This is a genomic window from Burkholderia sola, from assembly GCF_905400185.1.
Lineage (GTDB): Bacteria > Pseudomonadota > Gammaproteobacteria > Burkholderiales > Burkholderiaceae > Burkholderia > Burkholderia sola.
In genome coordinates this window covers 1,640,651-1,661,060 of record NZ_FR989676.1, presented here as the reverse complement: position 1 = coordinate 1,661,060, position 20,410 = coordinate 1,640,651, and the positions used below count along the sequence as shown (strand labels likewise).

The 20,410-nt window shown below is 68.6% G+C and carries 24 protein-coding genes; 13 read left to right on the top strand and 11 right to left on the bottom strand.

Annotated features, from left to right (window positions below):
* The first annotated feature begins 14 nt into the window (after nt 1–14).
* The 8 genes from KR541_RS23970 to KR541_RS23935 all read left to right on the top strand — a co-directional run bounded on the left by KR541_RS23970 (nt 15) and on the right by KR541_RS23935 (nt 7,974).
* Entirely contained in the window at nt 15–1,034 is a 1,020-nt protein-coding gene (locus tag KR541_RS23970; protein ID WP_050014939.1) for an NAD(P)H-dependent flavin oxidoreductase, read from the top strand.
* On the top strand, nt 1,031–2,173 hold the full coding sequence (pheA, locus tag KR541_RS23965) for a prephenate dehydratase (protein ID WP_216089839.1): 1,143 nt from the start codon (nt 1,031–1,033) through the stop codon (nt 2,171–2,173). The genes KR541_RS23970 and pheA overlap by 4 nt, the downstream gene beginning before the upstream one ends.
* The gene (locus KR541_RS23960) at nt 2,170–2,841 is read left to right on the top strand and encodes a hypothetical protein (RefSeq protein ID WP_050014935.1); all 672 of its coding nucleotides are present in this window, start codon (nt 2,170–2,172) and stop codon (nt 2,839–2,841) included. The genes pheA and KR541_RS23960 overlap by 4 nt, the downstream gene beginning before the upstream one ends.
* Nucleotides 2,838–3,362, top strand: coding sequence for a shikimate kinase (locus tag KR541_RS23955; protein ID WP_252996683.1), 525 nt, complete (start codon nt 2,838–2,840; stop codon nt 3,360–3,362). The genes KR541_RS23960 and KR541_RS23955 overlap by 4 nt, the downstream gene beginning before the upstream one ends.
* Nucleotides 3,363–3,515: 153 nt before the next feature.
* Nucleotides 3,516–4,961, top strand: coding sequence for an efflux transporter outer membrane subunit (locus KR541_RS23950; RefSeq protein ID WP_216089838.1), 1,446 nt, complete (start codon nt 3,516–3,518; stop codon nt 4,959–4,961).
* Nucleotides 4,958–6,157 carry an HlyD/EmrA/EmrK family protein gene (locus KR541_RS23945; protein WP_216089837.1) on the top strand — a complete coding sequence of 400 codons (1,200 nt, stop codon included), beginning with the start codon at nt 4,958–4,960 and terminating at the stop codon, nt 6,155–6,157. The genes KR541_RS23950 and KR541_RS23945 overlap by 4 nt, the downstream gene beginning before the upstream one ends.
* Nucleotides 6,158–6,159: 2 nt before the next feature.
* The gene (locus KR541_RS23940; RefSeq protein WP_050014929.1) at nt 6,160–7,698 is read left to right on the top strand and encodes a DHA2 family efflux MFS transporter permease subunit; all 1,539 of its coding nucleotides are present in this window, start codon (nt 6,160–6,162) and stop codon (nt 7,696–7,698) included.
* A 123-nt stretch (nt 7,699–7,821) separates the two neighbouring features.
* Nucleotides 7,822–7,974 (top strand): hypothetical protein, encoded by a 153-nt coding sequence (locus KR541_RS23935; RefSeq protein ID WP_216089836.1) that lies wholly within the window; start codon nt 7,822–7,824, stop codon nt 7,972–7,974.
* Here the strand turns inward: KR541_RS23935 and KR541_RS23930 are convergent.
* The 5 genes from KR541_RS23930 to KR541_RS23910 are packed head-to-tail and all read right to left on the bottom strand — an operon-like array spanning nt 7,971 to nt 11,553.
* The gene (locus KR541_RS23930; protein WP_060011815.1) at nt 7,971–8,282 is read right to left on the bottom strand and encodes a DUF1330 domain-containing protein; all 312 of its coding nucleotides are present in this window, start codon (nt 8,280–8,282) and stop codon (nt 7,971–7,973) included. The genes KR541_RS23935 and KR541_RS23930 overlap by 4 nt on opposite strands.
* Nucleotides 8,279–8,629 carry a non-heme iron oxygenase ferredoxin subunit gene (locus KR541_RS23925; protein WP_089489772.1) on the bottom strand — a complete coding sequence of 117 codons (351 nt, stop codon included), beginning with the start codon at nt 8,627–8,629 and terminating at the stop codon, nt 8,279–8,281. The genes KR541_RS23930 and KR541_RS23925 overlap by 4 nt, the downstream gene beginning before the upstream one ends.
* 14 nt (nt 8,630–8,643) lie before the next feature.
* The gene (locus KR541_RS23920) at nt 8,644–9,171 is read right to left on the bottom strand and encodes an aromatic-ring-hydroxylating dioxygenase subunit beta (protein ID WP_050018150.1); all 528 of its coding nucleotides are present in this window, start codon (nt 9,169–9,171) and stop codon (nt 8,644–8,646) included.
* Nucleotides 9,172–10,431, bottom strand: a complete 1,260-nt coding sequence (locus tag KR541_RS23915; RefSeq protein WP_050018149.1) for an aromatic ring-hydroxylating oxygenase subunit alpha — start codon at nt 10,429–10,431, stop codon at nt 9,172–9,174. It lies immediately after the preceding gene.
* Between the two features lie 15 nt (nt 10,432–10,446).
* Nucleotides 10,447–11,553 (bottom strand): 3-deoxy-7-phosphoheptulonate synthase, encoded by a 1,107-nt coding sequence (locus KR541_RS23910; RefSeq protein WP_063812545.1) that lies wholly within the window; start codon nt 11,551–11,553, stop codon nt 10,447–10,449.
* Nucleotides 11,554–11,759: 206 nt separating this feature from the next.
* On the opposite strand from KR541_RS23910, the gene KR541_RS23905 reads away from it, so the two are divergent.
* Nucleotides 11,760–12,200 (top strand): acyl-CoA thioesterase, encoded by a 441-nt coding sequence (locus KR541_RS23905; RefSeq protein ID WP_050018148.1) that lies wholly within the window; start codon nt 11,760–11,762, stop codon nt 12,198–12,200.
* A gap of 40 nt (nt 12,201–12,240) precedes the next feature.
* On the opposite strand, the gene KR541_RS23900 is transcribed toward KR541_RS23905, so the two are convergent.
* Entirely contained in the window at nt 12,241–12,480 is a 240-nt protein-coding gene (locus KR541_RS23900; RefSeq protein ID WP_050018147.1) for a LuxR C-terminal-related transcriptional regulator, read from the bottom strand.
* A 267-nt stretch (nt 12,481–12,747) separates the two neighbouring features.
* Nucleotides 12,748–13,686: a LysR family transcriptional regulator gene (locus KR541_RS23895; RefSeq protein ID WP_050018146.1), complete on the bottom strand. Its 939-nt coding sequence runs from the start codon at nt 13,684–13,686 to the stop codon at nt 12,748–12,750.
* Nucleotides 13,687–14,044: 358 nt separating this feature from the next.
* Between KR541_RS23895 and KR541_RS23890 the strand changes: the two genes are divergently transcribed.
* From KR541_RS23890 to KR541_RS23875, 4 genes are all read left to right on the top strand, one after another.
* Nucleotides 14,045–14,521 (top strand): hypothetical protein, encoded by a 477-nt coding sequence (locus KR541_RS23890; RefSeq protein ID WP_124653818.1) that lies wholly within the window; start codon nt 14,045–14,047, stop codon nt 14,519–14,521.
* A 56-nt stretch (nt 14,522–14,577) separates the two neighbouring features.
* Nucleotides 14,578–14,805 (top strand): hypervirulence associated TUDOR domain-containing protein, encoded by a 228-nt coding sequence (locus KR541_RS23885; RefSeq protein ID WP_050018145.1) that lies wholly within the window; start codon nt 14,578–14,580, stop codon nt 14,803–14,805.
* Nucleotides 14,802–15,386, top strand: a complete 585-nt coding sequence (locus KR541_RS23880) for a DUF488 domain-containing protein (protein WP_050018144.1) — start codon at nt 14,802–14,804, stop codon at nt 15,384–15,386. The genes KR541_RS23885 and KR541_RS23880 overlap by 4 nt, the downstream gene beginning before the upstream one ends.
* Before the next feature lie 118 nt (nt 15,387–15,504).
* A complete protein-coding gene (locus tag KR541_RS23875) occupies nt 15,505–16,242 on the top strand; it encodes a sulfite exporter TauE/SafE family protein (protein WP_216089835.1) in 738 nt (245 codons plus the stop codon).
* A 48-nt stretch (nt 16,243–16,290) separates the two neighbouring features.
* On the opposite strand, the gene KR541_RS23870 is transcribed toward KR541_RS23875, so the two are convergent.
* The 4 genes from KR541_RS23870 to KR541_RS23855 all read right to left on the bottom strand — a co-directional run bounded on the left by KR541_RS23870 (nt 16,291) and on the right by KR541_RS23855 (nt 20,401).
* A complete protein-coding gene (locus KR541_RS23870) occupies nt 16,291–16,869 on the bottom strand; it encodes an NnrU family protein (protein WP_050018142.1) in 579 nt (192 codons plus the stop codon).
* Between the two features lie 302 nt (nt 16,870–17,171).
* Nucleotides 17,172–17,780, bottom strand: coding sequence for a TfoX/Sxy family protein (locus KR541_RS23865; protein ID WP_216089834.1), 609 nt, complete (start codon nt 17,778–17,780; stop codon nt 17,172–17,174).
* Nucleotides 17,777–18,886: a malate/lactate/ureidoglycolate dehydrogenase gene (locus tag KR541_RS23860; protein ID WP_050018140.1), complete on the bottom strand. Its 1,110-nt coding sequence runs from the start codon at nt 18,884–18,886 to the stop codon at nt 17,777–17,779. Before KR541_RS23860 ends, KR541_RS23865 begins: the two co-directional genes overlap by 4 nt.
* Nucleotides 18,887–18,946: 60 nt before the next feature.
* Nucleotides 18,947–20,401 (bottom strand): M20 family metallopeptidase, encoded by a 1,455-nt coding sequence (locus KR541_RS23855; RefSeq protein WP_006480804.1) that lies wholly within the window; start codon nt 20,399–20,401, stop codon nt 18,947–18,949.
* Nucleotides 20,402–20,410: the final 9 nt, after the last annotated feature.

The following is a 20,410-nucleotide window of genomic DNA, read 5'->3' as shown; positions in this document are numbered from 1 at the left end:
GCCGGAGCCCGACCATGATTCCGCTTCCGCTGCAGGGTCTCCGGCTGCCGGTGATTGCGTCTCCGATGCTGATCGCGAGCTATCCCGAGATGGTGCTCGCCCAGTGCAGGAGCGGGATCGTCGGCGCATTTCCGGCGCTCAACGCGCGGCTCAGCGCGCAGCTCGGCGACTGGATCGACACGATCGACGGCACGCTGCGCGCGTACCGGGACGCCCATCCCGATGCGCCGGTCGGCCCGTACGCGGTCAACCATATCTGCCATCCGTCGAATCCGCGCGTCGAACAGGACCTGCGCATCTGCATCGACCGACGCGTGCCGCTGATGATCACGAGCCTGCGCGCACCGTCGCGCGACGTCGTCGATGCGATCCATGCGTACGGCGGGATCGTGCTGCACGACGTCACGACGGTGCGACATGCGCAGAAGGCGCTGGAAGCCGGCGTCGACGGCCTCGTCCTCGTCGCGGCGGGGGCGGGCGGCCACGCCGGCACGCTGTCGCCGTTCGCGCTGGTCACCGAAGTGCGGCGCTTCTACGACGGCTTCATCGCGCTGTCCGGTGCGATCGCGACGGGCGACGCGATCGCCGCCGCGCGCGCGCTCGGCGCCGATTTCGCGTACATCGGAACGCGCTTCCTGGCGTCGCACGAAGCCAACGTGGTGCAGCGCTACAAGGACACGATCGTCGAAGCCAGCGCGGCCGACATCATCTACACCGACGCATTCACCGGCGTCCACGGCAACTACCTGCGCCAGAGCATCGAGGCGGCCGGGCTCGACGCGCGGCGACTCGCCCGGGTCGACGGCGCGCAGCTCGATTTCTCGCCGGACGGCGGCGCGAAGCAGTGGCGCGACATCTGGGGGGCCGGCCAGGGCGTCGGCGCGATGGACGCGGTGCTCAGCGTCGCCGAAATCGTCGAACGGCTCGCGGCCGAATACGCGCGCGCCGTCGCCCGCATGCAGCCGGGCGCGGCGACGCACGTCGCCCCGCACCGGCCGGCCGTTTCCGCGACTTCACGGACCGATACGCGATGACGCCGACCGAACTTGCCGCCCCGTCGTCCGTCGACGATGCGATCGCACGCCGCCGCGCGCAGATCGACGTGATCGACGACCAGCTTCTCGAGCTGATCGGCCAGCGCATCGCTCACGCAACCGAGATCGGTCATCTCAAGCGGAATGCGGGGCTCGCGGTGCGGCAGCCCGCCCGCGAAGCGTCGATCGTCGCCGAGCTGTGCACGCGCGCGCCGTGGGGGCTACGCGACCGCGACCTGCGCGCCATCTGGCAGACGCTGTTCAGCGCGAGCCGTGACGCGCAATCGCTGCCGTCCGTCGCGTTCCTCGGCCCGTCGGGCACCTACACCGAAACCGCGATGCTGCGTCACTTCGGCGAATTCGCCCGCGGGCAGGCGCACGAGACGATCGACGCCGTATTCGACGCGCTTGCGCGCGGCGACGCGGAATGCGCGGTCGTGCCGGTCGAGAATTCGTCCGAAGGCACCGTGACCCGCACGCTCGACCTGCTGATCGCGCAAGCGGCGCCCGTCACCGGCGAGATCGAACTGCCGGTCGCGCACTGCCTGCTGAGCGCCAGCGGCTCGCTCACCGGCGTCGACAGCGTGGTCGGCCATCCGCAGGCGCTCGCGCAATGCCGCGCGTGGCTCGACGCGCATGCGCCCGGCCTGCGCCGCATCCCGGTGTCCAGCAACGCGGTGGCCGCGCGCGAGGCCGCGCACCTGTATGACTGCGCGGCGATCGCCGGCGAACCCGCGGCCGCGCTTTATGGACTGCGAATCGTCGCCGCCGCGATCCAGGATCACCCGGACAACCGCACGCGCTTCGTGATCGTCGGCGGCCAGACGCCGGCGCCGACCGGCTACGACCGCACGAGCATCGTGCTGCGGCCGACCGATGCGCCCGACGCGCTGGCGCGCGTGTTCGACGCGCTCGCCCACCACCGCGCGCCGCTGCTCTGGGTCGACGTGCGCCCGGCACGGGACGCCGGCCATGCATATCGGTACTGCATCGACTTCGGCGGGCATCCGCTCGATCCGAACGTGCGCGCGGCGCTCGACGAGATTGCGTTCGCCGCTTCCGAGCTGCGCGTGCTCGGCGCCTATCCGCGTGCCGCGGGCGGTACCGACCGGCACGCCGACGGCCCCGCCGCATCATGACGACGGCGCCCGCTTCGTCCCGCGTCGCGGCCCGGCTGCTCGCGATTCGCGACGGTCGCGACGATCGCCTGCTCGTGCTGTGCGGCATCGCCGCGGCGGACTGCCTGCCGCTTGCCGCCGGACGATGGCTGCGCGCGCTGCGCGCCGAATACGACGACGAACTGGAGCTGCTGCCGTTCGTGCGCGGCACGCCCGACGCCGCCGGCATCGCGTGCCTGCTGCGGCGCTGCGAGCGTCTGCGGCTTCCGGCGGTGGCGATCGGCGACACCGCGGCGACCGCCTATGGCCGCTGGCGCGCGTGCCTGCCCGCGGCGCCGCTGACCTGGCGGGTGCTCGAAACGTCCGCTGCACGGGCCGCGACGCCGCTGCCCGGCGGTCTGCTGGCGCGCTGGCCGGTACGCGCGGCCGAGCCGGTCGACTGGCCGCGCTCGCGCCGCGTCATTGCGGATCTCGGCGCTGCGTCGCCGGCGCTTGGCGCGCGCATCGGCGCGCTCGCCGACGCACTGTGCGACGGCACGCTCGTAGTCGCCGGCATTGCGCTGGACACGGCCGCCGGCGCGCCGCACACCTTCATCACCGATGCGCTGGACCCGCTCGCGAACTACGTCCGGATGCAGCGCATCGCCGCCGTGACGCGCCGCGCGCCGTCGCTGCGGAGCCGCCTGTGAACCCGCGCCCGCAGGCCGGCCCGACGCGCATCGCGCTCGTCGGCATGCCCGGCGCCGGCAAGACGACGATCGGCAGCGCACTGGCCCGCGCGCTCGCGTTGCCGTTCGTCGACGCCGACCGCGAACTCGAACGCCGCTTCGGCGCGCCCGTCGCCGTGCAATTCCATGCGGGCGACTTCCGCGCACGCGAAGCCGACGTGATCGACGCGCTGACGCGCGGGCCGGCGCTCGTGCTCGCGACCGGCGGCGGCGCCGTGCTGCGCGACGACACGCGCGCGCGGCTCGGCCAGCGCTGTTTCGTGATCCATCTCGCGACCGATCTCGACATCCTGTGGCACCGCACGCGCGGCGACGCGTCCCGCCCGCTGCTGAACGTCGCCGACCCGCGCGCGGCGCTCGCCGTGCTGCACGACGCGCGCGAATCGCTGTACCGCGCCTGCGCGCACTGCCGCATCGACACCTCGGGCCAGTCCGTCGCACAAACGCTCGCGGCAGCGCTCGACGCACTCGCCATCGCGTAACCCGCGCGCCCCTGTCTGCCCCCCTTCCGCTGTTTCGACGATGCCGTCCGGTGCGGCCGACTGCCATTTCTACCAGTTGCCGATCGTCAAATAATATCTAAAGATATATTTTTAGATACAGATCGTTTGCCTTCACGCGACAGGAAACCGACCATGCCCCTCCTCATCGACCGCGCGCGCGGCGCCCGCCGCCTGGTTCCCGCGCTCGCCGCGCTCGCGATCGCCGGCTGCGCGCCGTTCGGCCCGCAACGCCCGGCGGCCCGGATCACGCCCGTCGAGCAGCTCGATGCGGGCGCCGCGATCGGCGCGGCCAGCGCCGGCTCGCCGACGGTCGCCGAACGCTGGTGGACCGCGTTCGGCGATGCGCAGCTGGATCGCCTCGTCGACGATGCGCTGGCCGGCGCACCGACGCTGCAGGCGCAGCGCGAACGGGTCGCGCAGGCGCTGGCCGACGCCGACGTCGAAAATGCCGCGCTGCTGCCGCAGCTCGGCGCGACGGCGAGCGCGGTGCCGACGCGCCTGCCCGGCAGCTACCGGACGCCGCCGCCCGCGGCCGGGCACTGGCAGGTCGACGCGCAGGCGCTGCTCGGCGCGTCGTGGGATCTCGACATCGCCGGCCGGCAGCACGCGCTGGCGCGCGCCGCCGCACTGCGCGCGGACCAGCAGCGCGCGCTCGAACGTGCGGCCGCCGTGTCGTTGCAGGCGGCGATCGTCGAAACGTATCTGCAACTCGCGCTCGAACAGCGACTGCTCGCGATCGCGCGCGATACGCTGCAGCAGCACAGCTATCTGCTGCGCCTCACGTCGCAACGCGCGGACGCCGGCCTCGACATGCACGTCGCCGTGCTCAGGGCGAGCGAACCGATTCCGCACGCGCAGGCCGACATCGACACGCATGCGGCCGCGTCGGCCCGGCTGCGCCACCGGCTCGCCGCGCTCGTCGGCCGGGGGCCCGGTTACGCCGATGCGCTGACGCCCGCCGCGCCGCCGGCCGCGGCGCTGCCGATGCCGGCCGTCCTGCCCGCGGCGCTGATCGGCCGCCGGCCCGACGTCCTGGCCGCGCGCTACCGGGTCGAAGCCGAAGCGGCGAACATCGACGCGGCGCGCGCCGCGTTCTATCCGGACGTCAACCTGCTGGCCTTCGCCGGCGTGCAGAGCTTCGGCTTCCGCGCGCTGTTCCACGGCAACAGCGGCACGCTCGGCGCGGGCCCCGCGATCACGCTGCCGATTTTCGAGGGCGGGCGCCTGCGTGCCGGCCTGCGCGCGCAAACCGCCGCGTACAACGCGGCCGTCGCGACGTACGACGACACGGTCGTCAACGCGCTCGCGCAGGTCAGCGACACCCTCGTCCAGATCGACACGCTCGGCCGGCAGCGCGCGCTTCAGCGCGAGGCGCTGTCGCGCGCGCAACAGGCCTACACCATCGAAACGCAGCGCTACCGGAAAGGCATTTCCGGCTATCTCGACGTCCTGCTCGCCGAAGGCCGGCTGCTCGACGACCGCGCATCGGTCGCCCGCGCGGACGCGTCGTTCGCGATCGAGCATGCCCGCCTGATCGCCGCGCTCGGCGGCGCCACTTCCACTGGAGTCACCCAATGAACCGTCCCGAATCCCCCGCCGCCGAGCCCGCGCTGCAACGCGCGCGCCGGCGCTACTTCCGCTGGTTCTTCATCGCGCTCGCCGGCGCGGCCGGCCTCGCCGCCGTCGCGTGGGCCACCACCCGAGGCACCGAGACGACCGACGACGCGTACGTCTCCGGCGACGTCGTGCAGATCTCGCCTCAGATCGGCGGCACCGTCGACGCCGTGCGCGTGCAGAACGCCGACTGGGTCCGTCCCGGCGACCTGCTGTTCAGCGTCGACAAGACCGACGCCCGGCTCGCGCTGGACGAAGCGGTCGCGCAACTCGCGCATGCGGTGCGCCAATACCGCACCGCGCATGCGGACGCGGTGCGCGACGAAGCGCAGATCCGGGTGCGGCGCACCGAATGGGCGAAGGCGAACGACGACCTGCAGCGCCGCCTGAGCCTCGCGCAAGACGGCGGCGTGTCGCGCGAGGACCTGCGCCATGCGCGGGATGCGATGGACGGCGCGGCCGCCGCGCTGAACGCGCAGCAGGCCGCGTACGATGCGACGCTCGCGCGCACCGACGGCACGTCGATCGACACGAATCCGCTCGTGCGCGCGGCGGCCGCCCGGGTCCGCAGCGCGGCGCTCGCGCTGCGCCGCACCGAAATACACGCGCCGCTCGGCGGGCTCGTCACGCGCCGGGTCGTGCAGGTCGGCCAGCACGTGTCGCCCGGCACGCCGTCGATGGCGCTCGTGCCGCTCGATCACGTGTGGGTCGAGGCCAACTTCAAGGAGTCGCAACTGCGCGGCATGCGCGCCGGGCAGCCGGTCGAGCTGTTCTCGGACCTGTACGGCAGCGACGTGGTGTTCCACGGGCGCGTCGTCGGGCTCGAAGCCGGCACCGGCGCCGCGTTCGCGGCCGTGCCCGCGCAGAACGCGACCGGCAACTGGATCAAGGTCGTCCAGCGCGTGCCGGTCCGGATCGCGCTCGATCCCGCCGAGCTGCGCGCGCACCCGCTGCGTATCGGCCTGTCGATGACGGCATCGGTACCGGTCGATCACGGCCCCGGCACCGCGTCGGCGTCGCCGCCCGCCCGTCCGCCCGAAGCGCGCCGGTCGATCGACGCCACGTCGATCTATCGCGACGACGACGAAGCGGGCGAGGCGCTCGTCACCGAGACGATTCGCGCGAACAGCGGCGCACGCCCGCTCGCATCGGGAGCCTGACGATGCGCTTCTTCACCCGGAACGCGGCGCCGAAACTGCCGCTGGAGCCGCTCGCCGGCATGCCGCTGGCGCTCGTCGCGATCGCGGTCAGCGTCGCGAATTTCATGCAGACGCTCGACCTGACGATCGCGAACGTCGCCGTCCCGACCATCGCGGGCGATCTCGGCGTCGCCCCGGACATGGGCACGTGGATGCTGACCTCGTTCGCGACGCCGCTCGCGATCACGCTGCCGCTCACCGGCTGGCTCACGCAGCGCTTCGGCCAGGTGCGGCTGTTCCGCGTGTCGGTGCTGCTGTTCGTGCTGACGTCGGTCCTGTGCGGGATGGCGCCGAACTTCGAGTCGCTGCTGCTGTTTCGCGCGCTTCAGGGCGCCGCGTCGGGCCCGATCACCGCGCTGTCGCAGGCGCTGCTGATGGCGGTGTTCCCGTCGACGCGCCGCCACGTCGCGCTGGCCGTGTGGCAGACCACGACGTTCGTTGCACCGGTGCTCGGGCCGATCGCCGGCGGCTGGATTACCGACAACCTGAGCTGGCCGTACATCTTCTACGTGAACGTACCGCCGGGCCTGCTCGTGCTGGGTGTACTCGCGCGGCTGCTGAAGGGACGCGACAACGCGACGCGGCGGCTGCCGGTCGACGTCGTCGGGCTGCTGCTGCTCACCGCCGCATTCGGTTCGTTCCAGTTGCTGCTCGATCGCGGCCAGAACCTCGACTGGTTCGCCTCCGACGAAATTCGCATGCTGGCGGTCGTGAGCATCGTGTCGTTCGTCGCGCTGATCCTCTGGGAATTGACCGACGACCATCCGATCGTCGACCTGCGGCTGTTCGCGGACCGCAACTTCACGACGAGCACGCTCGCGATCACGGTCGGCTTCGGGCTCTACTTCGGCGCGCTGGTGCTCGTGCCGCTGTGGCTGCAGACCCAGCAGGGCTACACGGCCACCTGGGCCGGCATCGCCACCGCACCGCTCGGCGTCGCGGGGATCGTGATCGCGCCGCTGCTCGGCCGCTTCCAGGGCCGCACCGACCCGCGCCTGCTCGCGACCGTCGCGCTCGTCGGCTGGGGCGCCGCGTCGTTCTGGCGCATGCATTTCAACAGCGACGTGACCCTCGGCGACATCGCCGCCAATTCGCTGCTGATGGGCGCCGCCACCGCGTTCTTCATCACGCCGCTCGTGTCGCTGTCGCTCGCCGGGCTGGCCCGCGAGCGGCTGCCCGCGGCATCCGGGCTGCAGAACGCGCTGCGCCGGATCGGCACCAGCGTCGCGACCTCGGTCGCGCCGACTTACTTCGAGCGTCGTTCCCGCGTGCACAACACCTATCTCGTCGACCACATCACGCCGTACGATTTCGCGTCCGCCGACTGGTTCGCGCGGCTCGATCACGCGGGGCTGTCGCCGTCCGGCGCGCTCGCGTCGGTCTCGCATGCGATCGACGTCGAAGCGCACATGCTCGCGCTGAACGATTTCTCGTTCGGCTGCCTGCTGCTGTTCGGCGCGACGCTGCTGGCGGTCTGGTCGATCCGCTATCGTCATGCGTGACGTCGTGAGGGGAAACCGCCGGAAGCCGTGTCGGCCGGCGGAGCGATCGACCGGGTAACCGGGCGGCGGGCGGCGGGCGGCGGGCGGCGGAAGTCTCTGCCGGATCGCATCGCCGCCTCACCGATGAATCGACTGCGCAGGGCCGCGTTCGGCGGCGCCCCGAATGAAAAAGGGGGCTCCGCGCCGAACGACACGGCGCGGAGCCCCTTCTACTTCTACTTCTACTTCTACTTCTACTTCTACTTCTACTTCTACTTCTACTTCTACTTCGCTTAACGCGGATCGCCGGGCGCCGGCACGTAGCCGTCGGCAAGGATACCGATCGTCCGCGCGGCCGGCTCGCGCAGGCGCTTGGCCGCCTGATAGCCCTCCGACCGATACCACTCGCGGGCGCGCTCCGCCGACTCGAATTCGAGCACGACGACGCGCTTCGGCGCCCAGTCTCCTTCCAGCGTCTCGACTTCGGCGCCGCGCACCAGGAAGCGCCCACCGTACTCCGCCACCGTCGGCGCACCGAGCCGGCGGTACGCCTGGTAAGCGTCGACGTCGTGCACATCGATATCGAACACCACGTACGCGCTCATGATCGCGCCTCCGCTGGCGCCGCCGCATCGGCCGGCGCGAGCTGCACGAACACGCGGCCGTTCTCGATCTTCACCGGATAGGTGTGCACGCACGTCGTCAGCGGTGCGCACAGCGCCATGCCGGTCCGCACGCTGAAGCGCCCCTGATGCAACGGGCATTCGATCTCGTCGTCGAGCAGGAAGCCGTCGCTCAATCGCGCGTCGCCATGCGTGCACTGGTTCTCGGTCGCGAAGATCTCGTCGCCGACCGCATACAGCGCGATGTCGCGGCCCCCCACCCAGACGCCGAGTATTCCGTCGGCGCGCACCGTTTCCGGCGCGACTGCATCGATCCATTCCGTAGTCACGTTCGGCACCTCGTTCAGATCGGGTAAATCAGCGAGTTCGGAATCATCTCGCTGTCGTACACGCAGATGCGCGACTCGAAACGCAGCCCGTGCGGCGTACGCACGATCCGGTCCAGGTAGCGCCCGGTGTTGTACACATCGCTCATCTGCTCGGTCTTCGTGCGCAGCACCGCGTAGTTCGTCTCCGCCTCGATCACCGCGTCGTCGAGATACGTGATGAACGGCAGCCCGATCACGTGGCGCTGGTAGTACGGATCGAAGAACAGCGTCTCCTTGATCCCGTAGACGCGATCCTTCAGCATGCCCTTGCTCTCGAAGTCCATCACCGCGAGGGGCAGGTTGCGCTCGTGGTTCTCGCGCGGCACCACCGTGTACCGGCATTGCTCGATGAAGAATTCCGGCCACGCGTCCCAGTCGCCGCCGTCGAGCACGGCCGCATATCTCGCATTGAGCTGGACGAGCGAATAGAAATCCTCGAAATTCGCGCCGCCCGCGTGCGGCTCGGCGGACGGTCGGTCCGTTCGTGTCGTGATCGTGCTCATTCAGGCCTCCATCACTTGGCGCCAGTACTGGTACATGCCGCGCACCAGCGTTTCGCTGACCATATGTTCGGTCTGCTCGTCGATCTGCCGGCCGCCGAGCTCGTTGTAGACGTTGCCGTGCTGGATCTGCTCGAAGCTCTGCTGCACGCATTCGATGACCTCGCCGTCGTCCGCCGACACGAAGCCGGCCGGCCCGAACAGATTGGCCTGACGCAGACGGCGCCGCGTCATCTCTTCCGTGTCGGTCTCGAAACCGAAATGCGTCCACACGTAGTCGAACACGCCCGGGCCGATCGGCCGGATGCGACGCGTCGACAACGCATTGACCTGCTGCTGGATGATGACGCTCGGCATCAGCGTGAGCATCACGACGGTCGGATCGCCCCACCACGGTTCGTGCACGACGTCGAGGAAGCGGTCGTCGTGCAGCGTCATGCGCTCCTTGAAGCTCGTCACGTTGTGGGTCACCTCGCCGCCGCCGCCGCCGCTGCGGATCGACACCATCGCGCCATGCCGGTGATGCGCATCGGTCACGAGCCGGGCGGGATTGTCCGCGCGCCACAGGCCGAAGTTGACGAACCAGGTATGCAGCAGCCCGGCGTGATACGGATCCTTGATGTTCTCGACCATCAGTTTCCAGTTGCTCGGCACGCGCTGCCGCGTGTAGCCGAGCACGGTCAGCTTCGGGCCGTGGAACAGACGATCGTAGTAAGGCAGGATGCGCGGGCCGAGGAAGTCCTCGAACGATTCGACGTTCTCGTCGAACGACGCGAACACGGCGCCGCCGCGCGTCGACACGCGCAGGCGCCGCAGCGCATGCTTGCCCGGCTCGAAATCCGCCGGCATGCCGCCGTTGATCGTGCCGCCCTGACGCACGCCGCGCCGGAACGGCACGCCGATCAGGTTGCCTTTCAGGTCGTAGTTCCACTGGTGATACGGGCAGTGGAAATCCTTCGCCTTCCCCGAGCGCTCGCGGCAGAACTGCATGCCGCGGTGCGCGCACGCGTTTTCGAAGACGACGATCTCGCCGTCCTCCGTGCGCGTCATCACGACGGATCGCTCGCCGACTTCCGTGCGCTGGAAATCGCCGGGAGACGGCACTTCGGCTTCGAGGCCGATGTAGCACCAGTGATTCGCATAGAACAGGCGCTCGAGTTCCCGCTGGTACAGCGCTTCACTCGTATACGCCTCGTAGGGTGTGCGGCTGGCGCCGTCGCCTTTCCAGTCGAGCGCGCGGGCGATGTCGATGGGTGAGTTCAAGAGAGCTCCTTTCATTCAGTAAGAAACGGCCTGCATCGCGACGGCGGCGCCGTGCGCGATGAAGCCGGCTGGCGAACGCCGCCGCGCAACCGCCGCGGCAGCCAACTGCTCGACGAGTTCGGCCGTGTGATCCCAGCCGAGACATGCGTCGGTGATGCTTTGGCCGAATACCGGCGGCGTGCCCGGCACCAGGTCCTGCCGCCCCTCGACGAGGAACGACTCGATCATCACGCCCACGATCGCGCGCTCGCCGCGATGCAGTTGCGCGGCGACGTTGCCGCACACGTCGATCTGCGCGCGGGTCTGCTTGCCGCTGTTGCCATGGCTCGCGTCGATCACGACATACGGGGGAAGATGGGCGTCGCGCAGCGCGGCGCAGGCGGCCGCGACGCTGGCGGCGTCGTAGTTCGGGGTCTTGCCGCCGCGCAGGACGACATGCGTGTCGGGATTGCCGCGCGTGGTCGCGATTTCCACGCCGCCGGACACGGACGACCTCAGGTAGCTATGCGACGCCCGCGACGCGCGGATCGCGTCGATCGCGACCTTCACGTTGCCGTCGGTGCCGTTCTTGAAGCCGACCGGCAGGTCGAGCCCCGACGCGGCCTGGCGATGGATCTGCGATTCGGTCGTGCGCGCGCCGATCGCGCCCCACGACACGAGATCGTCGAGATACGGCGCGGTCATCGGATCGAGAAATTCGGTCGCGGCCGGCAAGCCCAGCGCATTGATGCCGAGCAGCACCTTGCGCGCGACGCGCAGGCCGTCCTCGATCCGGAAACTGCCGTCGAGATACGGGTCGTTCAGCAGCCCTTTCCAGCCGACCGTGGTGCGCGGCTTTTCGAAATAGACGCGCATCACGATCTCGAGCACATCGGCGTACCGCTCGCGCAGCGGCGCGAGGCGGCGCGCGAACGCCAGCGCGGCGTCCGCATCATGGATCGAGCACGGGCCGACGATCAGCGCAAGCCGGTCGTCCTCGCCCGCGATGATGCGCGCCAATGCGCGCCGCGCATCGCCGATCGACCGTGCCAGGCCGGGATCGCAGGGCAACTCGGCGCGCAACCGCTGCGCACTGATCACCGCCACGCCTTGCGTCAACGCTGCCTCAACGGATTTTTCCATTTAACGCTCCACTCTCGCTGATCGGATGCCGATTTACGGAGGCAATTAGAGCGCGGTCAAATCCCCGGTGATACTGTCATTTATCTCAGAAGCATTTCACATAGTGAATATCTGTGATTTCCGACAGTATTCCGATATGCGGTTCACGTCTAACTTAACTCCTGCCAAAAACGTTCTCACCCGCCGTTCTGCCAAGGAGCCTCGCAATGACAAGAAAGTATTTTGAAACCCGAATCGACGTGAAGTATCGGGAAACGGACGCGATGGGCCATGTGAGCAGCCCCGTCTATTACGACTATCTGCAGCACGCGTACCTGACCTACATGCACGACCTGCTCGAGCTGCCGTATTCGGAAAAGCTGCCGCACATCATGGTCAAGACCGCGTGCGAATATCTGAAGCCCGCGCAGTACGGCGATACGATCACGGTCCGCAGCAGCGTCACGCGCTTCGGCTCGAAGAGCTTCGAACTGGAATACCTGATGGTGCGCGACGGGCAGGCGGGCACCGAGGATTCGGCCGACGATCCGGCGGTGGTGGCGCGGGCCGTGTCCACGCACGTGATGTTCGACTACGGCAGCAAGACCACGGTGCCGGTGCCGGAAGAGTTCAGGACGCGCGTGCTGTCGTTCCAGGGCGCGATCTGATGCGGCAACCGGGGGTCCACGACGGACGCCCCGGTACCGTTCACGCAAACACGATCAGGCCCATCAACACGGCTTTCACGACCGCATTGGTCTTGTTGGACGCGTTGAGCTTGACGATCGATCTCGAAATGTGGAAGTTGATCGTCCGCTCGGTCAGGCCGAGAATGATGCCGATCTCATAGGCGGTCTTCCCTTCCGCCGCCCATCGCAACACCTCGCATTCGCGCATGCTCAGCGCGACATCCGCGGGCGCCGCTATATTCGCCGCACACTGAATCATTCGTTTCTCCATCCAGAATAAGACGCCAATGTTTCAGATTCGTTATTTCCAGCGTTCACCTCAATTCACATACCCCTCGGATTGGATGTTTATTATTTAAAGGCGTCACGAATATTCGGCGAATTCACAAGCAACGATCGTCCCACGCATTATCTCCGGCGTTGTCACAATGGAATCGAGCATACCGAATCGATTTACGCTGCGGAAGATGCACGAGACGCAATGTATCAATGACGTTGACGCACGCCACCAGAGTTGCATGATGCGTCACATCGAAGCGGCCGCATGACAAGCGGGTGCGATCGCCTCGGCCACGCGCGGCGCGCAGATACCGCGCACGCAATCGCGCAGCCAGCGATGCGCGGGGTCGCGGTCGAAACGCGGGTGCCAGATCTGCGAGACGGTCAGGTCCGCGATCGGCAACGGCAGCGTGAAGCTGTACATGCCGACGCGGGACCGCTCGGTCTGCCGCTCCGGCACGCTGGCGACGAAGTCCGAGCTGCGCGCGAGCGACAGCGCGGTCGGAAAGCTCGACACGACGGTCGTCACCGAGCGCGCGATGCCGAGCGAATCGAGCAGCGTATCGATCGGGCCGTTGAACTGCCCGCGGCGCGACACGCTCACTTGCGGAAACGACGCGAAGCGCTGCGGCGTGATTTCGCCGGTCGCCAGCGGATGATCCGCGCGGACCACGCCGATGAAGCGGTCGCGAAACAGCGCCTGCACGCGCAGCTCCGGGCCGGCCTGGCCGATCACGCCAACCTCGAGATCGATGTCGCCGTTGCGCAGCGCATCGACATGCTTGTTGGGTTTCGGCGCGAAGCGCAGCCGCACGTCGGGCGCGGCGCGCGACGCGTGTTCGAGCAGCGCCGGCGCGAAGGTCTCGACGAATGCCTCGTTCGCGCGAATCGAGAACGTGCGCTTGAGCGTACTCATGTCGACCCGTTCGCACGGGCACATGACCGAATGCGCCTCCACGACGAGCGCATGCACCCTGTCGCGCAACTCGAGCGCGCGCGGAGTCGGGACGAGATCGCGCCCTGCCCGCACCAGCAACGGGTCGCCCGTCATCACCCGCAAGCGCGCGAGCGAGCGGCTGAGGGCGGACGGACTGAGGCCGAGCGCGTTGGCCGCGCCCACGACGCTGTTCTCGGACAGCAACGCGTCCAGAACGACGAGAAGATTGAGGTCGATGGAAGTCGCCATGTTGCGCTCTTGCTGTACTGTCGGGACCGGCCGGCCGATGGGCCGACGGCATCGTGCCTCGGGCGCATGTGCTCCGTGATTCGCGATAGACCGGAAATCGGCAATCGCGCCGCCGAGCCTGACGCACGATCGTGCGTCCGCCGAAATGGCGGGCAGCGAATGGCGGGGAGTATTCGTGCCACTGAGAAAATCCGCTGCGGATTTATTGCACTTGTGAACGATTGTGCACCGCGCTGCAATAAATCGCAACCGGACGCGATGCGTATCGGGTTTAAATGAAACGATGCGCGCGAATGAACAATAAAATAAAACCGATTTCGATTGCGTCGATCCGCGCATCGCGCACGCAAGCCGGCCGGTGAAGCAGGGCCCGCAACGGCAAAGCCAGTGCGGGCGCCACCAGGCGCTGCATGCCCGGCCGGCACGGCTTCCGCGCAAAGCACCGCACACTCCCGCGCATCGCGATCGAATGTCAGAACATTTAGACGCTTCTATTGACTTTCACACCGATATTCCGCGCTGGCTCGCATACGTTTATGAAACCCATTCGATCGGCCGATTCGCGCAGGTCTTCCCGCGATATGAGATAAACCCGTCGGATTGTGTGGCCTGCCCCTTTTTGCGATTCGATCGATATTTCACTTGTCCGGTGACGTTTGGTCCGATCCGCGCTGCCCGAGTCTTTATCCTTGTAAAAATTTCGGCCAGAGAGAAAATCGCGCGACATTGGTTCGTCGGTCTCGTCGTGCAGGCAACGCAGCGCCGCGCGGCCGTCTATGTCTTTCTCCGCGAACGGTCGTGGCCGATAATGGGCACGCCGTTCGTCCCGGCATGACGACACACACCGCCAGGATCGACGCACACGGCAACCGCGCCAGGAGGACCCGCTGCATGACCACCCCATTCAAGCTGGGCGACCACGTCCGCTGGAATTCCGAGGCCGGCTACGTGACCGGCACGATCATCGCGATCCACACCGCCGACTTCGACTACAAGGGCCATCGCCATCACGCGTCGCCCGACGATCCGCAGTACGAGGTCAAGAGCGACCGGACCGACCATGTCGCCGCGCATCGCGGCCGCGTGCTCGAACGGATCGCCGGCAAGGACCGCGCATGACGCTCCCGTTCTACACGATCGGCCATTCGAACCGCACGCTCGACGAATTCGTCGGCCTGCTCGATGCGGTCGAGATCACGCTGCTCGCCGATATCCGCAAGATGACGCGTTCGCGCACCAACCCGCAGTTCAACGAAGCGACGCTGCCCGATACGCTCGCCGCCGCCGACATCGCGTACGAACACATCGCCGAACTCGGCGGCCTGCGCGGCAAGTCGCGCGGCATACCCGACGACGTCAACGACTTCTGGACGAACCGCAGCTTTCACCGCTACGCGGATTACGCGCTGTCGCCCGAATTTCACGCGGGCCTCGACCGACTGATCGCCCAGGGGCACGAGCAGCGCTGCGCGATCATGTGTTCGGAAGCCGTGTGGTGGCGCTGTCATCGACGCATCGTGTCCGACTACCTGATCGCGCGCGGCGAAACGGTACTGCACATCATGGGGCGCAACCGCGTGGAACCCGCGCGACTCACGGCCGGCGCAGTCGTCCGGCCCGACGGCACGATCGTCTACCCAAATGTCGACGACGACCACGGCAGCGCCGCGCGAGCGAAAGACGCCCCACCGGACGCGTGACATCGCGCGCGCCCCGCGCCGGCTTCCGGCGGCCGCCATCCTGCATTACCATCGTGCGGCCACCCCGCCCGCGCTTCTCCGGCAGCGGGCCCCCCGCCACCTCTTCCGTTGCGCACCGATGCTCGCTCTCATCATCGTCGCCGGCCTCTGGGCCGGCCTGCAGAACGCCCTCGCGGGCGGCGGTTCGTTCGTCACGCTGCCCGCGCTGATCGTGTCGGGCATGTCGCCGCTCGCAGCCAACATCACGTCGACGGTCGCGCTGTTCCCCGGCCAGGTCACGACGGGCTGGGCGAGCCGGAACATGGTGAGCGGCGTGGGCAAGCTGCCGTTTCGCGCACTGTTCGCGATCAGCGTGGCCGGCGGCGCGCTCGGCGGCCTGCTGCTGCTGAAAACGCCGTCGTCGATCTTCTCGCACCTGGTGCCGTGGCTCGTGCTGTTCGCGACGGTCGTGTTCGCGTGGGGCAGTTTCTTTCGCAAACCGGGCGCCGGCGCGCAACATCTCGGCCCCGTCGCGGCCGGGGTCGCGCAGTTCCTGATCGCGATCTACGGCGGCTACTTCGGCGGCGGCATCGGGTTCCTGATGATGGCCGCGCTGACGATGGCCGGCCTGCCGCCGCGTCACGCGATGTCGACGAAGAATGCGCTCGCGGGCGTGATGAACGCATCGGCCGTCGTGCTGTTCGTCACGTCGCCACACCTGCACTGGCGTGAGGCGATCGCGCTCGGCGCCGGCGCCATCGTCGGCGGCCTGCTCGGCGCATGGGCGCTGCATCGCGTGAACGAACGCGTGCTGCGCATCGCGATCGTCTGCATCGGCGCGCTGCTGTCCGTCGGGTTGTTCGTCAAGCCGATCTGACGCACGCACGCCGTTGCCGCGGCAGCCGGTCCGGCCCGGCGTGCACGTTCAGCCGAACGGCCGCACGCCGATCAGCGGGCCGTGCAGGAATCGCGCGAACACAGCCCACGCGACGAGGCCGGCCGCCACGGCCGCGACGTCGCCGGCCAGTGCGCCGGCCGGATAGCGGACACCGTCGCGGCGATCCCGCGCACGCGACACGACAAAATCGACGATCGACCACACGAAGAACGCGCCGAACAGCACGACCGCGTGCACGGTGCCGTTCACGAGGAGGTGCGCGACCGCCCAGACCATCACGCCGGCCAGCATCGGATGCCCGACGAGCGTCTTGATCCGGTTGCGCGGCACGTACGACGCGGCGATCAGCACGAACGCGACCGCGGTCAGCATGCCCGTCAGGTGACGCACGCCGACCGGCGACACCCACAGCAGCGTCGCGCCCGCGCGCGCGAGCCCGTACCCCCAGACGATCAGCGCGAAGCCGACGATCGACGCGATCGCGTAACCGCCCTTCCAGCCCTTCTCGCCGATCCGCTCGATCGTCGCGGACCGCCAGCCGTCGGCGACGATCCGGATCGAATGCACACCGAGGAAGATCGCTAAACCGAGAATCAGGACGAGCATCGGCTGTCTCCGTCTGGAATGATGAGTGGGGAAGCGTTCCGCGCGGCGTCGGGTGCGCCGTTCTCGAGGCCGGCGGCGAGGCCGGCGCGGGTCGCGCGACGCATGGGCACAACCCGCGCCGATCATAAACGCCGGGGCCGCCGTTGTGAAGCATGCAGGACGTGCGGTGCGTCAAGCTCGATGCATGCGTGCGCCGGATCGTGCGGGCACATAGGCCGCGCAGCGTGCTGGTCGGCCGCGACGGGCGCGCCTGAAAGTAAGGAAAGCGAAAATCGCGAGGCGGTCGCTTCTCGTGATCGGGACTACGCCTGCTTGCGCTTCGCCGCGGGTTTCGGTGCCGGCGCGGGCGACGATTTCGATGCCGGTTTTGCTGTCTGCGCCGACGCCGGTTTCGCTGCTGCTTTCGCCGCGGGCTTCGTTTTCCGTGCCGACGCGGGTTTCGTTACCGATTTCGTCGCAGGCTTCGCCACCGGTTTCGCTGCACGTTTCGACGCGACCTTCGATGCCGCTTTCGGTGCAGCCGCCCCCGCTCTGGACACAGTCTCCGACGCCGCCTTCGCCTTGCGCTTCGGGGTCCCGGCCAGCAGCGCCGCGCGATACGCGCCGCGGCACCAGTCGAACAGCGTGCCCGCATCCTCGAGCACGTCGGCCGGCGTTTCGTAATAGCCCTCGAGCGAGACGGTGCGCGTGGGCCTCGCATACGAGAACGGCCCCATCCCCGCCGCGACGAACGCCGGGCGGTTCACGTCGTCCACCCGCAGGAACAGCGACCCGCGCGACATGAAGCCGAACATCACGCCGTCGAGCCGCAACGCCGCACCGCTGAAGAACCGTACAACGGCGACCGTGCCGAGCGGCGCAAGCTGATACGCGATTTCCTCGCCGTGCGCCTTCTCCGACTGCCAGCTCATGCGGGCACCTCGCAGCGCTGCGTCCATGCATCGAGCTCGGCCGCGTCGACACCGACGGCCGCCGCGCTCTCGCGAATCTGCCGCCACGTCGCGCGGTCGACCGGAATGCCGGTCGTGCCGCGTGCGGCGCGGCTCGCCTCTTCAGGTTCGCCCGGCATCTGCACCGGCGTATCGCCGGCCTGCGGCGACGCCTTCGCCCACGCGACGAACGCATCGGCTTCGCGTTCGGCATCGGCCGCGTCGAACGCTTTCGGATCGATCAGCACCGACAGCATCCCGTTGACGATCGCGCTCGTCTTCTGCAGCGTATCGCCGTACGTCGTATGCCCGCCCACGAGCGCGCCACCGAAAATCTCGCACATCGCCGCAAGCGCATATCCCTTGTGCAGCCCGAACGGCAGCAGCGCGCCGAACGGCTGCTCGTGCATCACGGCCGGATCGTCGGTCGGCTCGCCGCGATGGTCGATCAGCGACCCGGCCGGCACGCGCTTGCGCTGGTTGTACGCGACCCGCGTCTTGCCGTACGCGATCGCGCTCGTCGCGAAATCGAGCAGCAGCGGCGGCTTGCCCGCACGCGGATACGCGGCGCAGAACGGGTTCGTGCCGAAACGCGGATCGGTGCCGTGCAGCGGTGCGACCAGCAGATCGCCCGGCACGTTGACGAAATGGAACGACACGAGCCCCGAGCGCGCGCACTGCTCGGCCCAGTGCCCGATACGGCCGAGGTGATGGACGTCGCGCAGCCCGATCGCGCAGATGCCCATGCGCCGTGCGCGTTCGATCCCTTCGACCATCGCCTCGAACGCGATCACCTGGCCGAAGCCGCGCCCGCCGTCGATCGTCAGCACCGCGGCGCCGTCGCGGACGATCGACGCGTGCGCGTTCAGCTGCAACTGCCCTTCCCGCCACGACGCGACGTAATTCGGGATCATCCCGATCCCGTGCGAATCGTGGCCCGCGAGATTCGCGCCGACCAGGTGATCGGCGACGAGCGTCGCCTCGCGCGGATTGCTGCCGGCCCGTTCCCAGAGTGCCGCGACGAATGCATGCAGCGGTTCGGCGCGCATGCGCAGCGGTTCGGTATCGGGCGTCGGCAGTGCGGTCATCGGCAACACTCCATCCAGTCGGTTCGGGTCGGGCAATCGGTTCGTCGAACGCTGCGACGCTCAGCGCGCGGTCGCGATCACGTCGGCCACCGCCGCCGTGAGCTTCTTCGCGTACGGCACGTGCAGGAACTCGTTCGGGCCGTGCGCGTTCGACTTCGGCCCGAGCACGCCGCACACCATGAATTGCGCGGCGGGGAAGCCTTCCTGCAGCACGTTCATCAGCGGGATCGTGCCGCCGAGGCCCATGTACGCGCAGTCGGCGCCGAAGTGGCGGCGCGACGCGGCGTCGAGCGACGACGCGAGCCACGGCGCGAGATCCGGCGCGCTCCAGCCCGTCGCCGCGCCCGCGTCCGGCTTGAACGTGACCTTCGCGTTGTACGGCGGATCGAGTTCGAGCAGTTCCTTCAACTGCTGCACGGCCTGCGCGGCGTCGACGAGCGGCGGCAGCCGCAGCGACAGCTTGAACGCGGTGCGCGGACGCAGCACGTTGCCCGCATCGGCGAGCGCCGGCATGCCGGCCGCGCCCGTCACCGACAGCGACGGACGCCACGTCGAATTCAGCAGCGCCTCGCGCGGATCGGTCGTGGTCGGCAGCACGGGCTTGCCGTCCTGGCCGCACGCCCAGGGCAGCCCCTTCCACACCGTGTCGCCGAGAATCGCGGCGGCCGCTTCGGCTTCGCGCACGCGGCTCGACGGAATCTCGCAATGGAACGCGCCCGGCAGCAGGTTGCCGTTCTTCGCGTCTTCGAGGCGTTCGAACAACTGGCGCATCACGCGGAAGCTCGACGGCGCGATGCCGCCGTACACGCCCGAGTGGATGCCTTCTTCCAGCACCTCGACCTGCAGGTCGCCGGACACGAGGCCGCGCAGCGACGTGGTGAGCCACATCTGGTCGTAGTTGCCGGCGCCCGAATCGAGGCACACGACGAGCGATACCTGGCCGAGCCGGTCGCGCAATGCGTCGACGTACGGCAGCAGGTCGTAGCTGCCCGACTCTTCGCAGGTCTCGATCAGGCCGACGCAGCGCGGCCGCTCGATGCCCTGCTCGTCGAGCGCGCCGAGCGCCGCGAGGCTCGCGTAGATCGCATAGCCGTCGTCCGCGCCGCCGCGGCCGTACAGCTTGCCGTTCTCGAATTTCGGCGTCCACGGGCCGAGATCCGCGCGCCAGCCGTCGAATTCGGGCTGCTTGTCGAGGTGGCCGTACAGCAGGATCGTGTCGGTGCTGCCCGAACGCGTGGCCGGCGACTCGAAGAAGATCACCGGCGTGCGGCCCGGCAGACGCACGATTTCGAGCTTCAGGCCCTTCACCGGCTGGCGTTCGGCCCACTGCGCGGCGTCGGTGACGACGCGTTCGAGATATCCGCGCTTCGCCCAGTCGGGGTCGAATGCGGGACTCTTCGCGGGAATCGCGATGTAGTCGGTCAGTGCGTGGAGGATTTCATCGTTCCACTTGCGCTCGATGAAGGTAACGAGCTTGTCATGGTCGAGGACGGGGGTAGTGTCGACGGAAGTCATGGTGGGGGT

Bases quoted from the DNA above. Each gene is read 5' to 3' on its own strand.
- KR541_RS23970 (WP_050014939.1), top strand. From the start codon at position 15: ATGATTCCGCTTCCGCTGCAGGGTCTCCGGCTGCCGGTGATTGCGTCT.
- pheA (WP_216089839.1), top strand. From the start codon at position 1,031: ATGACGCCGACCGAACTTGCCGCCCCGTCGTCCGTCGACGATGCGATC.
- KR541_RS23960 (WP_050014935.1), top strand. From the start codon at position 2,170: ATGACGACGGCGCCCGCTTCGTCCCGCGTCGCGGCCCGGCTGCTCGCG.
- KR541_RS23950 (WP_216089838.1), top strand. From the start codon at position 3,516: ATGCCCCTCCTCATCGACCGCGCGCGCGGCGCCCGCCGCCTGGTTCCC.
- KR541_RS23945 (WP_216089837.1), top strand. From the start codon at position 4,958: ATGAACCGTCCCGAATCCCCCGCCGCCGAGCCCGCGCTGCAACGCGCG.
- KR541_RS23940 (WP_050014929.1), top strand. From the start codon at position 6,160: ATGCGCTTCTTCACCCGGAACGCGGCGCCGAAACTGCCGCTGGAGCCG.
- KR541_RS23935 (WP_216089836.1), top strand. From the start codon at position 7,822: ATGAATCGACTGCGCAGGGCCGCGTTCGGCGGCGCCCCGAATGAAAAA.
- KR541_RS23930 (WP_060011815.1), bottom strand. From the start codon at position 8,282: ATGAGCGCGTACGTGGTGTTCGATATCGATGTGCACGACGTCGACGCT.
- KR541_RS23920 (WP_050018150.1), bottom strand. From the start codon at position 9,171: ATGAGCACGATCACGACACGAACGGACCGACCGTCCGCCGAGCCGCAC.
- KR541_RS23910 (WP_063812545.1), bottom strand. From the start codon at position 11,553: ATGGAAAAATCCGTTGAGGCAGCGTTGACGCAAGGCGTGGCGGTGATC.
- KR541_RS23905 (WP_050018148.1), top strand. From the start codon at position 11,760: ATGACAAGAAAGTATTTTGAAACCCGAATCGACGTGAAGTATCGGGAA.
- KR541_RS23900 (WP_050018147.1), bottom strand. From the start codon at position 12,480: ATGATTCAGTGTGCGGCGAATATAGCGGCGCCCGCGGATGTCGCGCTG.
- KR541_RS23895 (WP_050018146.1), bottom strand. From the start codon at position 13,686: ATGGCGACTTCCATCGACCTCAATCTTCTCGTCGTTCTGGACGCGTTG.
- KR541_RS23885 (WP_050018145.1), top strand. From the start codon at position 14,578: ATGACCACCCCATTCAAGCTGGGCGACCACGTCCGCTGGAATTCCGAG.
- KR541_RS23880 (WP_050018144.1), top strand. From the start codon at position 14,802: ATGACGCTCCCGTTCTACACGATCGGCCATTCGAACCGCACGCTCGAC.
- KR541_RS23875 (WP_216089835.1), top strand. From the start codon at position 15,505: ATGCTCGCTCTCATCATCGTCGCCGGCCTCTGGGCCGGCCTGCAGAAC.
- KR541_RS23870 (WP_050018142.1), bottom strand. From the start codon at position 16,869: ATGCTCGTCCTGATTCTCGGTTTAGCGATCTTCCTCGGTGTGCATTCG.
- KR541_RS23865 (WP_216089834.1), bottom strand. From the start codon at position 17,780: ATGAGCTGGCAGTCGGAGAAGGCGCACGGCGAGGAAATCGCGTATCAG.
- KR541_RS23860 (WP_050018140.1), bottom strand. From the start codon at position 18,886: ATGACCGCACTGCCGACGCCCGATACCGAACCGCTGCGCATGCGCGCC.
- KR541_RS23855 (WP_006480804.1), bottom strand. From the start codon at position 20,401: ATGACTTCCGTCGACACTACCCCCGTCCTCGACCATGACAAGCTCGTT.